The 14,272-nt window shown below is 37.4% G+C and carries 9 protein-coding genes; all 9 read left to right on the top strand.

Translation table 11 applies throughout. The annotated features are described in order from the left end of the window. The first annotated feature begins 475 nt into the window (after positions 1 to 475). The 9 genes from clpX to ACKVEV_RS09910 all read left to right on the top strand — a co-directional run bounded on the left by clpX (position 476) and on the right by ACKVEV_RS09910 (position 14,267). Complete coding sequence (gene clpX, locus ACKVEV_RS09950) at positions 476 to 1,747, top strand: ATP-dependent protease ATP-binding subunit ClpX (RefSeq protein WP_409370218.1); 1,272 nt, start codon at positions 476 to 478, stop codon at positions 1,745 to 1,747. Between the two features lie 231 nt (positions 1,748 to 1,978). Beyond that, a complete protein-coding gene (lon, locus tag ACKVEV_RS09945) occupies positions 1,979 to 4,303 on the top strand; it encodes an endopeptidase La (RefSeq protein WP_409370217.1) in 2,325 nt (774 codons plus the stop codon). 4 nt (positions 4,304 to 4,307) lie between these two features. After that, positions 4,308 to 4,889: a ribosome biogenesis GTP-binding protein YihA/YsxC gene (gene yihA, locus ACKVEV_RS09940; protein WP_024363208.1), complete on the top strand. Its 582-nt coding sequence runs from the start codon at positions 4,308 to 4,310 to the stop codon at positions 4,887 to 4,889. Between the two features lie 190 nt (positions 4,890 to 5,079). Then, positions 5,080 to 5,253, top strand: a complete 174-nt coding sequence (locus ACKVEV_RS09935; RefSeq protein WP_409370216.1) for a YjfB family protein — start codon at positions 5,080 to 5,082, stop codon at positions 5,251 to 5,253. A 163-nt stretch (positions 5,254 to 5,416) separates the two neighbouring features. Beyond that, complete coding sequence (locus tag ACKVEV_RS09930) at positions 5,417 to 7,072, top strand: hypothetical protein (RefSeq protein ID WP_409370215.1); 1,656 nt, start codon at positions 5,417 to 5,419, stop codon at positions 7,070 to 7,072. A gap of 79 nt (positions 7,073 to 7,151) precedes the next feature. Next, the gene (locus ACKVEV_RS09925; protein ID WP_409370214.1) at positions 7,152 to 8,600 is read left to right on the top strand and encodes an S-layer homology domain-containing protein; all 1,449 of its coding nucleotides are present in this window, start codon (positions 7,152 to 7,154) and stop codon (positions 8,598 to 8,600) included. A gap of 17 nt (positions 8,601 to 8,617) precedes the next feature. Then, entirely contained in the window at positions 8,618 to 11,545 is a 2,928-nt protein-coding gene (locus tag ACKVEV_RS09920; protein ID WP_409370213.1) for a VWA domain-containing protein, read from the top strand. Between the two features lie 309 nt (positions 11,546 to 11,854). Next, the gene (hemA, locus tag ACKVEV_RS09915) at positions 11,855 to 13,219 is read left to right on the top strand and encodes a glutamyl-tRNA reductase (protein ID WP_409370212.1); all 1,365 of its coding nucleotides are present in this window, start codon (positions 11,855 to 11,857) and stop codon (positions 13,217 to 13,219) included. A 220-nt stretch (positions 13,220 to 13,439) separates the two neighbouring features. Beyond that, a complete protein-coding gene (locus tag ACKVEV_RS09910) occupies positions 13,440 to 14,267 on the top strand; it encodes an inner membrane protein YpjD (RefSeq protein WP_409370211.1) in 828 nt (275 codons plus the stop codon). Positions 14,268 to 14,272 lie beyond the last annotated feature (5 nt).

Raw genomic sequence — 14,272 nt, 5'->3', positions numbered from 1 at the left:
AAAGTTAGTCTGATTTTTACTAACTGTTATACTTTTGGAGGCAACTTTAGTTAATTTCTTATACATAGTATTGTTGTTATACTTATTACACACGATGCTAAATTTTAACTTCATTGTAGTAAAGCCGAAAAGTAGCAGTAGTACTAATGCCTTCATTAATTGGAGAAGAACGCACTTAGGTTTTATGATTGAGGGAGCTTGAACTCCTGAACAATGAAGCTAAATATCAGGCAGTGGTCATGGGTTAATCTGAATGGTCGCATCAATTCGAATTATCTGCATGAAAGCGAGCAGACAGCGGTTATGGTTTATGCGCAAATGCTGCAATTACTTAGCTAACTGCCTGCTGCTTGAAAACTTGAAAATAATTCAAAATCTAGAGGCATTTGCGCCATGACGTAAATGTTACAATCAATTTATTTGATAATGGTTCAATAATCTTGTAAGATTGTAGCTTGAATAGGGGTGAAACATATTGTTCAAATTTAATGATGAAAAAGGCAATTTAAAATGCTCATTCTGTGGAAAGCCACAAGAACAAGTACGTAAACTAGTTGCAGGTCCCGGTGTTTATATTTGTGATGAATGTATCGAACTTTGTTCAGAAATCGTTGTAGAAGAACTAGGTGTTGAGGAAGAAATTGATTTCCAAGATATCCCGAAACCGAAGGAAATCTTATCGATTTTAAATGATTATGTAATTGGACAAGAGCGTGCGAAAAAAGCCTTAGCGGTTGCGGTTTACAATCACTACAAACGCATCAATACAAATAGTAAAATCGATGATGTGGAATTAGCAAAATCGAACATTGTGTTAATCGGCCCAACTGGTAGCGGTAAAACATTATTAGCTCAAACTTTAGCACGTATACTAAACGTACCTTTCGCAATTGCAGATGCTACTTCTTTAACAGAAGCTGGTTATGTGGGTGAAGACGTTGAAAATATTTTACTAAAATTAATTCAATCAGCAGATTACGATATCGAGCGTGCCGAAAAAGGGATTATCTATATTGATGAAATCGATAAAGTTGCACGTAAATCAGAAAATCCATCGATTACGCGCGATGTTTCTGGTGAAGGGGTTCAACAGGCGTTACTTAAAATTTTAGAAGGCACTGTTGCAAGTGTACCTCCACAAGGCGGACGTAAGCATCCACACCAAGAGTTTTTACAAATTGATACGACAAATATTTTATTTATCGTAGGCGGAGCATTTGATGGTATTGAATCCATTATTAAACGTCGTCAAGGTGAAAAAGTAATTGGTTTCGGCTCAGATCCTAATAAGGTCGAAATGGACGAAGGTTCATTAATGTCGAAATTAATTCCAGAAGATTTGTTGAAGTTTGGTCTTATTCCAGAATTCATCGGTCGTTTACCGGTACTTGCCAGCCTAGAACAATTAGATGAGGCTGCACTTGTACAAATTTTGACGGAACCAAAAAATGCACTAGCGAAGCAATATCAAAAAATGCTTGAACTAGATGGTGTTGAGCTTGAGTTTGATGAAGGTGCCCTTTCTGAAATTGCCAAGGAAGCAATTGAGCGTAAAACAGGTGCACGTGGTCTTCGTTCAATTATTGAGTCAACAATGCTTGAAGTAATGTACGAACTACCATCACGTGATGACGTGAAAAAATGTATCATTACGGCAAAAACAATTACGGATAAAGAGAAACCGAAATTGCTTCTTGAAGATGGCACTGAACTCGATGAAGGTAGCGACACAAAAACTTCGGCATAATAAACAGACGTAGCTGTCTATTGTTATGAAAAAAAGAGTAACTTAGCTGACTTCGATTGTGCAATGTTCGCACATATCGAGAGTCAGCTTTTTATTCATACATAAAGCCGACGACTGTAAATAGATGAAATTTTTGGCTCGTTTGAATAGATAGTGTGAATCGGTTTTTTAAACACATACTAGAAGCGCGGGATTGTGAACAAGAAAATTTTGACGGAGGTGAATACCCGCATGGTAACAATTCAAAAAACAACAAATGTACCATTATTGCCTTTACGTGGACTTTTAGTATACCCGTCGATGGTGTTACATATTGATGTGGGTAGAAATCGTTCTGTAGCGGCGCTAGAACATGCAATGCTAGAGGACCAATTGATTTTATTGGTAACACAAAAAGAAATGCACGATGAACAGCCAGAAGAGCAGGATTTATATCCAGTTGGGACAATGGCTTATGTAAAGCAAATGCTAAAATTGCCAAATGGCACGCTACGAATTTTAGTGGAAGGTGTAGCACGTGCAACGTGGACCAACTATCAAGCATTCGATAAATATACAGTTGTTGATATTGATGTTAAAGAGGATAAAGTTGAAAAAGACGTGGAAACACAGGCGTTAATGCGTACATTGTTAACGTATTTTGAACGCTACGCAAAATCCTCCAACAAAATAACGACAGAAACAATCAATACTGTGGCTGATATTGAAGAACCAAGCCGTCTTGCTGATATTATTGCCTCGCATTTACCAATCAAAATTGCGGATAAACAAGAAGTTCTAGAAATGCTCAATGTTAAGAAACGTTTAGATCATTTAATTATTCGTCTGCATGATGAGCAAGAAGTATTAGATCTTGAAAAGAAAATTAATACAAAAGTTAAGCAATCAATGGAGCGTACGCAAAAGGAATATTACTTGCGCGAACAAATGAAAGCTATCCAAACAGAGCTTGGAGATCGTGAAGGGAAAACTGGTGAAGTCGCTGAATTGCGGAAGCAAATTGATGAAGTAGGTATGCCTGAATCGACAAAAGAAGCCGCGTTAAAAGAGCTTGATCGTTACGAAAAGTTACCGAGCGCAAGTGCGGAAAGTGGCGTCATTCGAAACTATATTGACTGGTTAGTGGCCTTACCTTGGACGAAGGCGACTGAAGACCGAATGAATATTGCGCATGCAGAGGAAATTTTAAACCGAGATCATGATGGTTTAGAAAAAGTAAAAGAGCGCGTACTTGAATATTTAGCTGTGCGTCAGTTGAAAAATTCATTACGTGGACCGATTCTTTGTTTAGCGGGCCCTCCAGGCGTTGGTAAAACTTCATTAGCACGCTCAATCGCGGAAAGTTTAGATCGTAAATTTATTCGTATTTCTTTAGGCGGTGTGCGCGATGAGTCTGAAATTCGAGGACATCGTCGTACGTATGTCGGAGCGATGCCAGGTCGTATTATTCAAGGAATGAAAAAAGCGGGTACGATTAATCCGGTATTTTTACTGGACGAAATCGATAAAATGTCAAATGATTTTAGAGGAGATCCTGCAGCTGCCATGCTAGAAGTGCTAGATCCCGCTCAAAACAATACGTTTAGCGATCATTACATTGAAGAACCGTATGACTTATCGAACGTATTATTTATTGCCACAGCAAATGATTTAAGTACCATTCCTGGCCCTTTATTAGACCGAATGGAAGTCATTTCAATTGCTGGTTATACAGAAATTGAAAAGGCGCAAATTACAAAAAATCATTTAATTCCAAAGCAATTAAAAGAGCATGGCTTGAAGAAAACGCAAGTTGTGATTAAAGATGAAGCGGTGTTGGACATTATTCGCTACTATACACGTGAAGCAGGTGTCCGAGGCCTAGAACGTCAAATCGCCACACTTTGTCGTAAAATCGCTAAAGTGATTGTTTCTGGAGAAAAGAAACGTGTGACTGTAAGCTCCAAATCATTGGTCGAATATCTTGGTAAGCATCGTTTCCGCTATGGACAAGCGGAAGAAGAAAATCAAGTGGGTGTAGCAACAGGGCTAGCCTATACTACGGTTGGTGGCGACACATTGCAAATTGAGGTTTCTTTAACGCCTGGTAAAGGGAAAATACAGTTAACGGGGAAACTCGGAGACGTCATGAAGGAATCAGCGCAAACAGCGTTATCATATGTGCGAACAAAAATAGAAGAGCTTAATGTAGACTCAGAATATTTTGATACACATGATATCCATATTCATGTACCTGAAGGAGCAGTACCAAAAGATGGGCCGTCAGCAGGTATTACGATGGCGACAGCCATTGTTTCGGCTATTTTACATCGTCCAATTCGTCGTGAAGTAGGCATGACAGGTGAAATTACATTGCGTGGTCGTGTATTACCAATCGGTGGATTAAAAGAAAAAACATTAAGCGCACACAGAGCAGGTTTAACGACGATCATTTGTCCAAAAGATAATGAACGTGATATTGAAGATATTCCTGAAAGTGTACGCGAACAACTAACATTTAAACTGGTGTCATCTGCTGATGAAGTATTAGCATATGCACTGGACGGAGGTTTTTAAGGAAATGAAAGTCCATAATGTCGAAATGGTCATCAGTGCAGTAAGACCGGACCAATACCCAGAAGATGGACTGCCAGAATTTGCACTAGCAGGTCGCTCAAATGTTGGGAAATCATCATTCATTAACCGTATGATTGGGCGTAAAGCGTTAGCGCGTATTTCTTCTAAACCTGGGAAGACACAAACGCTAAATTTTTACAAAATAGAAGAACAACTGTTTTTCGTCGATGTTCCGGGATACGGTTATGCCAAAGTTTCTAAAACGGAGCGTGAGGCATGGGGGAAAATGATTGAACGTTATATTACTGGCCGTGAAGAATTAAAAGCAGTCGTTCAAATTGTTGATTTACGTCATCCTCCAACTGCTGATGATCGTATGATGTACGATTTTTTAAAACATTACAGTATCCCTTGTATCGTTATTGCAACGAAGGCAGATAAAATTCCAAAAGGTAAATGGGATAAGCACAAAAAAGTTGTCAAGGAAACACTCGATATGGATAAAAATGATCCGCTTATCGTGTTCTCTTCTGAAAAAGGTATCGGTTTTGAAGAAGCTTGGCGTACGATTGAAAATAAAATGTAATCAAAAAACATCTATTGCGTCTTATGTAGCCAGTAGATGTTTTTTTATTGCGTAAAAAATCGCAAATTGAAGCCAATGGATTAATTACAAAAGCAGAGTGGCTACTAGCTCAAAAGTTGTGGACAAATATAAGGAAATGACTTGATGAATGCTAAATGGAGCCGATAAATGATATAGGAGGTGGACTAAAATGGATATTGCAGCTTTATCAATCGCAATGAATCAATCAAATCTTATGCAAAATGTTTCTTTAGCTGTGACAAAACAAGCGATGGACATGCAACAGCAAAATACTGAACAGTTAGTTGAAATGTTAGATGCTCCACATCCAACAGCCGGACATACAATTGACATTCAAGTATGATGATGGCAAGGTAGCTTGAAGTTGGAAGCTACCTCTATCTTAATGTCTAATGGTAGATTCAAAATAATAGAAAAGCATGTTAAAATGTAACTTTTTGAATAAGAAAAACTACCAATAATACGATATACTATTTATAAATAACAATTTTTTAAGGAGGCGGGAATTGTTGAAGAAGATTCCATACATATTGATTGTTCTATTTTTAATGGCGCTTAGTTTGCCATCATTACCAACTGTTCAGGCCGCACAGTTAGTAACAGGAACCTTCGTAGATGTAACCTATTCAGAATTTACGAATGCAAACGGACAAGTAGAAAGACAACTTAGTAAAATTACATTAGAAAATGCTAGCGGTCGTCAAGTGACTTACAATATTAACAATAATGCCCGCCTGTACATTAATAATACAGAAACAACGATTGACGGCTTTAAAATGGGCATGAAAGTTGAAGCTCAAATTTCGCTTCGTAGTGTCGTTGAGCTTCGTGGTACGTCCAATATGTCGGAGGAATCCACAATCGTGGCACAAAATCCAAAAACGATTGCAGGCGTCATTACAAGCATTGACCCAAAGGGCTTGTTTATTATGGTGAAACCCGATATCGGAAAAGAAACTACATATTATTTGAATAAGGACACTGCTTTCCAAAAAGGTTCCTCATCGGTTGATATTAGTGGGATGTATGTAGGTGACCGTGTTAAGCTTCATCTGAAAAATACAAGCACATCGATTGTGACAAAAGTAGATATTAGTGAGACTGGAAACCTAGTTGAAAATCTTTATAAAGGTGAAATTCAAGCGGTTAATATCAATACGAACAAATTAACGGTTAAAAATCAAAATGCCTTTGTCAACTGGCAATTTGGCTCTACGACAACAACCGCGCTTTCAACTATGAATTTTTCTAGCAAGGTACCAATTTACGTTGGAAATACAAAAATTGAAAAAAGCCAACTGAAAAATTACGTTGGCAGTGTAGCCTATTACGCAACGGTTAAACAATTTGGTAAAGAGGTTATTGAAAAAATTGTCGTCTTGAAAAACAATGAGCGTACGTACTATGAGCCGATGATTTCTGTCGATACAGACTACCAATTATTAAAACTTAAATCTGCTGGTACATTATATTTCCACGATGGCTCCATCTTAATTCGTAATGGTCGATTAATTCAACCAACAGGATTATTGGCATATGGCACAGCGTTTGTCATTACAGATGGTGCTGCTCGCGATCATTATGCACAAGTTGTCGATGTAACGAGTGATAGCTTCATGTCACCAAACTTAGCATCTCATGAATTATATTATGGGCGTTTAGCACAAGCGGATGGCTATTTAATTAAAATCGACGATGCAATGAAAATTGAATCGAATGTTTTCAAAAAAACAGCAAGTACCGTACTATCTGTTAGTAATTCAACAAAGGCCATGGTTGATGATGGTAATAAAACATATAGCGTGATGCCAGATATTGAACTGTATTTATCTGAAGGTGATTATGGCTACTTCTATGTGAACAATGGGCATGTACAAGCTCTGCACATATTAGATAATGGAAAACCGGTTGCCCCACTCATGTTAGTAGGGAAACTTCAGTCAGTTAAATCAACATATCCAGCTACTATTAATGTGAAAAGTGTGAGTCAATGGCAAAATGGTCGTTGGTATGAAGCAGGCCAAATGGTTGATATGAATATTGATCAGGCTACGCTCATTAAAGCAGGGAAAGTCATTCAACCATCTGATTTGGAACCTTCTGATCGTCTAGTTGTATTATCTGACCGCTTTGTAAAAGCACATTTCATTTTAGTTGATTAATTAGATAGAAGCTATCTCTAAATATGAGATAGCTTCATCTGTTCATATGCACGGGAAGAAAGAGAGGGAAAAAGAACAGATGCGAAAACATTTAGTGAAAGTACTGTTTGCCATTGTCCTGGTGTTCGCTATGGGAACAAGTTTGCTTGCAGATGCCTCTGCCGCATCGGTGGAAACGACCGGCGCTGTAAAAAATGAATATACATACGAGGAAGCAGTATTCATAACTGGGACGCCTATCATTTTTAAAGGTACGAGTAAAGATATTAAAATTACCCAAAAAGAAACAAAAGGGAAGTTAACAGAAACATATAATTTAAAACTAACAGCAAGCAATGGAGCGACATTAACGAGAAATATTTCTTATGAATCAGATGTTGTCAATTACGCGACAATTGGACAAAAAACATCCAATGGGGTTGTGAAAAAATATTCAGAAAAAATTGTTGTTGGCAAAATAACGTATACATTAGCGGACTATCAATTTTCACAAGGAACGGTTACAGATAACCGCGCAGCCTCTGATTATTTTTCCGGTAATGTAATTTCCAGAAAGACATTTACTTATCAGACTGGCTCGGGGAAAAATGCCAAAACGAATACCGTAACAATAGATACAGATAGCCGTCATGCTGGCTATGAAAATTTCTGGGGTGCAACGGAAACGCAAATTACAGAATCTGTTTATACGTATAGCGATGGGACAACAAGTCACGTGAAAAATCGTTTATCAACGAGTAAATCGCGTGTCCTTAACTATGAGGAAAATCCAGGTAGTTTAGCTAGTTTTGACGGGGGTTATGCGGTCGTTAGTGAAAAAGACGTCATTTCAGAATATACATATGACTTAGCCTCTGGTCAAAAAGGCAAAGTGGATTTGAATTCAGAATATACGCCAACGATTGAACGTCTTATTATTCCGAAATTCCGTGATTTATCGAATCATTATGCAAAAGATGCAATTGATAAGCTTTATTCTTTAGGAATTTACTCAGATACAAGTAATTTCTTTTCACCAAACACGCCAATGAAGCGACTTGACTTTACCATTGCAATTGGCAAAGCGGTCGACCTTCGTGTGATGGAAGAAAAGCCTTCGAAAAAACCGACGACAAGTGTTTTTAAAGACGTGAAACGCACAATAAAAGATTATGGCTATATTGAATCGGCTGTTAACAAAGGCATTATTAAAGGGGTAACACCTGATTATTTCAAACCGGATAATGCGATTACTCGTGCGCAGGCTGCTGCCATTTTTGTGCGAGCACTAGGACTTGAAAACAAAGCGCCAGAACCGGGTTATGTTACGAAGTTTACAGATGATGCCCAAATTCCGGACTACTCAAGAGACGGCATCTATATTGTGAATGAGCTTGGCCTTATGACAGGGGACCCAGTAACTGGCCGATTCAATCCAAATCAACCGTTAACGCGTGCGCAAGCATCCGTTGTACTTGAACGATTCTTAAACTATTTAGAGAATGATTTAAAACAAAACTATCGCGATGATATTTTATTCTTTAACTAATGAAAGGACTGAAATAAATGAAATTTGCGCAAAAGGCATTGCTAGTATTGGCTAGTTTCGTACTAGCCTTTATGACTGTAACACCAACGGTTACGCTTGCTGCCACAACGATTCAAGATGTACCAACATCCAACAGTAAGTACAAAGCCATTTCGTGGGCAGTCGATAATGATTTACTATCATTGAACAGTGCGAATAACTTTTTACCAAATGAACAAGTAACCGAACGAGAACTTGTGACAATGTTTGCAAAGCTAGATAAAAACTATGCATTATCGTATAACGAAAGCGTTGCTTATAATTTTTATAGTGATTTTTATTTGCCGTTTGACGGAACACATGTAATGGCAAATCGTTCAAAAGCGATTACGCGCGGTCATTTTGCGCGTATTTACGCCGCTTTTAAAGGATTCGATTTAGATGAACCACAAGCAGTCCAATATTTATATACAAAAGATATTTCAACTGGCAATACAGGTAAAAAAACATTTGCTGATTTTAGCCCATCTACGAAACTATCACGCGCAGATGCAGCCGTGTTTTTATATCGTATTGTCCAAAATGATACCTTTGCTGTAGAAGGATTGAAACGCTCTGCTGCAGGTCGTGATAATGATAAAATCACACTACCAGCAGGCTTTATGGGATCTAATAGCGGGGACTATGAAGTACCGACAGATAACGAAGGTGACTTTACAGGTCCTGGCAATGTTAATAATGCACTACAGAGCATTGAAGTGGAGAAGCCAGATTTAATTGCAAATGGGGAAGATATGACGCCGATTACCGTATCTTTAAAGGCTTGTAATGGTGATCCAATTGCTGATGATAAGTCTTATACGTTCCGAGTAACGTCTGCAAACGGTGCGGATATTGTTAATGCCGCTGGGGAGTCGGTGCGTAATGTGCAATCGGATGGTTCAACTGTAACAGCCTTTGTTAAAGCGAAAAAGCTTACAAAATCTGTACGTGATACGATCACATTTGAACTCATTAATAACACAGACCCTAGCATGAAATGTCTTGTTGGGGAAAAATTAAATGCACATGTTCGTTATTTACCACAGCCAGAATTACGCATTGATTTTAAAGTATACGACCCAACGAATACTGATGATAATGGCAGTGTAACACCACCTTATGTACAGTACGAAAAGCCACCTGAGTTTTTCACAGAAAATCTAATTGATGTCTATGGTCCTGTACCATTAAATCCAGATGCGGATGATAAAAAGTTTAGCATTGGCCAACAAACAAATGTGACAAATGCTTTAGGTGCAGTAGAAAATATTTATTTACAGTATGGTGGCTCCGATCCGAAGTATCCAGCAGTCGGCTATGAGAATGCCATTTTACAATTCGAAAACTATAATATCTCAGTGTACTTATTTGAAAAAATATTGAATGACCGTTTAAAAGATTCTGTGACGACACCAGCTAAAACAGAAATTATGTACATGATTTCAGAAGATGGTCGTCCGATTTATCGCATCCAAGGAATCGATGATAATATTGCGTCACAAGTTGAAAACATCAATCCGGTTGGTGCAATTATTCAATTAATGAGCCCGAAATATATGCCGGAAGAAAAGAATTTAACATTAGAGCATTATGATAGTGTCATGAAAATTTATGCGATTTTAATGAGCTTAAGTAATTATGAACGCACGGTATTATTGAAATACCAAGGCGGGAAATTATTAGGACAAGTTGAAGCCTATAAAAAGCGAGTTGAGGCGCTGAAGGAAAGTGCTGATGCAGCTGCCAGACCTAATGGGAAAGATCGATATACACAAGTTATGGTAACGTTAGTACGTCCAGGTGGAGAAGTTATTACGGACTATCAAGGAACAGTTAAAATTAAATTTGATGGTGTTGAGAAAACCGCATCCTTTGTTACGAATACTTCTGATTATTTGAATAATACGGGTGGCCCAGGCACAGCAGTAGCTTATTTTGACTCCATCATCTATGGCAAGTCTAAAATAGAAGCTACGCTTGTCAATAAAGTGGATCCACGCTATGCAACGATTTTAAAAGATATTACTGATAAAACAATAACGAAGGATATTTTTACAAATCCTTACTTTAGTAAAAATGCTTGTACGTTAGCAACTGAAGTTGCATACGTAGTTGATTATTCATCTTCTATGAAACGTATTGACCAAACGAATTATCGCGGCAAAAAAATGGTGGAAATGATTAACCAAATTCAAGCTAAAAATAATATTGTCATTGAAACGAATACAAGTGCGACTGTATTGGGAGAAGGCAGTGCAGAAAATGTCTTAAAGAAAGATTTATATCGTACATCGAAAGATAAGGGCGCGACAGATATTTTTACAGGTATAGAATTAGCTCTTACAAAATTCTCGAATGATACAAAAACTGCAAAATCCATTGTTGTCGTATCAGATGGAAAAACGAGCAAATCCAAAATGACGAAAGTCATTAATGATGCCAAAAAGAAAGGCATTAAAATTTATACAGTAAGTATGGGTAAGAAAAATCAAATTAATGAAGCGACGCTAACACAAATAGCTACGGAAACTGGTGGCATTTACTATCATGCCATTGATAATTACCAGTTCCATCAGGTCGCACAAAAAATCATTGATTCGATTTTATGTAAAACGTCACCTTCAAGTTGTATCAACCCGGATGATCTATTTGAAGAAGCTACCGTTACATTAAGAAAAGGCTATATTACGATGAATGCCAGAATTGATAGTAATTGTTTAAATGTTGCAAAAGTCGTTGTTCGTTATTCCTCTGTCAGTGGCGATGTGCAATTTGAACTTAAAAAACGTAGTGATAGTGTGTTTATGTTGACGAAAAATGTCCAAACTATGAGTGACTTTAAAGTGAATGGCGACATTGAGTACCTTGCATATGATAAAGATGGCAATATTATTTCGCAACAAACTGTGACCATTACAAATTAATTACAAGCGCTAAGATAGGCGCTATCTAGACTGTAGACGCGCTCACTCATATAGGTGAGTCGGGCTACAGTCTTTTTTACACTAGATAAGGGTGCCATCCTAATCTATTTTAATAAGCGGAAAGTGCCTTACTTTTGGTGCAGTTTTTAAATTTGAAACGGGCCGTATAATTTGTTAAACTCAGTTTATAATAATTCTAATTTAAAAATGAGTTATAGTTCTTCATGACATGTTCACAAATTTTAGATGAACTATTGTCGAACTGTGCTATAATGAAACTTGTGAATTAGAACGTGTGAGGTGTTATTCATGCATACCATCGTAGTAGGCTTGAATTATAAATCAGCGCCAGTTGAAATTCGTGAAAAGCTATCTTTCATAGAGAGCGAGCTACCACAAGCAATGGAAGCGCTACAACAACAAAAAAGTATATTGGAAAACGTAATTGTTTCTACTTGTAATCGTACAGAAATATATGCAGTCGTTGATCAATTGCATACTGGACGTCACTATGTAAAGCAATTTTTAGCGGATTGGTTCAACCTGCCTGTGGAGACTTTTTCTTCTTATTTAACAATTAGAGAAGAAGATGAGGCGTTAGAACATTTGTTTAAAGTAACTGCTGGAATTGATTCAATGGTGCTAGGTGAGACACAAATTTTAGGACAAGTGAAGAAGAGCTTCTTAAATGGACAAGAGATTGGGACGACAGGTACGGTCTACAATCAGTTATTTAAACAAGCGGTGACCTTTGCAAAGCGTGCACATAATGAAACAGCTATTGGCGAAAATGCAGTTTCTGTTTCCTATGCAGCAGTAGAATTAGCAAAGAAAATTTTCGGATCTTTACAACGCAAGCATGTCGCGATTTTAGGCGCAGGCAAAATGGGTGAACTAGCTATCGAGAATTTATATGGCAATGGTGTTGGAAAAGTAACCGTTATTAACCGTACGTTTGAAAAAGCAGAAACTTTAGCAGCAAAATTCCAAGGTCAAGCAAAATCAATGAGAGAATTACAATGCTCGCTCCTTGAAGCGGACATTTTAATTACGTCTACAGGCGCAACTGATTTTGTTATTGATTATGAATTAATGCAGCTTGTTGAACGTTTACGTAAAGGGAAACCGTTATTTATGGTAGATATTGCGGTACCCCGTGATATTGATCCACGTGTGGGGGATCTACCGAATGTTTTCTTATATGATATCGATGATTTACAAGGTATCGTCGAAGCAAACTTAGCAGAGCGTGAACGGGCGGCAGCAGAAATTACGCAAATGATTCATAAGGAAGTTGTGCAATTTAAAGATTGGTTTGCCACACTTGGAGTCGTGCCAGTTATCTCGGCATTACGTAAAAAAGCAAACCAAATCCAAGAAGAAACAATGATTAGCATTGAAAATAAAATGCCAGAGTTAACGGATCGTGAACGTAAGATTTTAAGCAAGCATACAAAATCAATTATCAATCAATTGTTAAAAGAGCCTATTTTACAAGCTAAAGAAATGGCGAATTCACCAAAAGCAAATGAACAGTTACGTTTATTCCAACAAATTTTCGGCATTGAAGATGCTGTGGAAGTAGAAGTGGATATGATGAGCAAGCAAGAGTTTGAGCGTAAAGAACGCTTACAGTCATCGCCAACACCTACTGAACCAAAGTACTCTTTCTAAGATGTCTAGTCATTCGAGCTCCACAATCTATTGAGGCTCACAAAGTGAGTTATGTAGGTAAAACCACTAATTCGTGCTTTTACTGGCGTGTGCGAACTTGAAATTACATGAGGCGTTTTCGTATCTGTATGGTAAACTAAAGATACGAAAACGTCTTTTTTAGGCTGGGATACTGTTTATAGTAACTTTAGCACTTTTTGATATAAAGAAGGGATGTCCATTGGCTGATTTGACAATGACAAGACTCTACGAAGTGATGATCGTTTTGTATGCGATTAGTCTAGTGTTTTATTTCACTGATTACTTTTATAAGCAAGTACGTGCAAGGCGAATTGCTTTTTGGCTTGTTTCATTTGTATGGGTAATTCAAAGTGCCATTATGATATTAACCTTTATAGAAACGAAGCGTTTCCCGATTTTATCCTTGTATGAGGGAATCCTTTTCTATTCATGGTTGCTTGTCACATTATCGATTATTCTCCACTGTATAGCGAGAGTCGATTTACCAGTATTTATTATTAATATACTAGGATTTATTTTTGCTAGTATATTTACATTCATGCCAAAAAGACCGACAGGAGCAGTAGGAGATACATTAATTTCGGAAATGCTATTTATTCATATCTCATTTGCGATTTTATCGTATGCTGCTTTCACGTTAACTTTTGTTTTTGCGATATTATATTTAGTTTTATATCGCTTATTAAAAAAGAAAAAGTGGTCACAATTATGGACACGTTTGCCATCATTACAGCAAACGAGCAGTTGGATGAATGTTTCGTTTTTTATAGGTATTCCAATGTTATTCATAAGTTTAATCTTAGGGTTTGAATGGGCATTATTAAGATTAGAGAGTTTATCGATCTTTGATGCGAAGATAATAGGTTCCTTTATCATTTTAGTATTATATTGCTGTATTTTATATGTGAATCGTAAAAGTAAGCTGACAGGCACTAATTATGCGTGGGTACATATCTATGCGTATTTATTGGTTGTCGTCAACTTCTTTTTAGGGAGTAGCTTATCTCGATTCCATTTATGGTATTAGAAGAA

It is taken from the genome of Lysinibacillus sp. 38-6 (assembly GCF_046245175.1).
Taxonomy (GTDB): Bacteria; Bacillota; Bacilli; order Bacillales_A; family Planococcaceae; genus Lysinibacillus.
The sequence above is the reverse complement of the archived record's forward strand: the minus strand, read 5'-3'. Positions and strand labels throughout refer to the sequence as shown.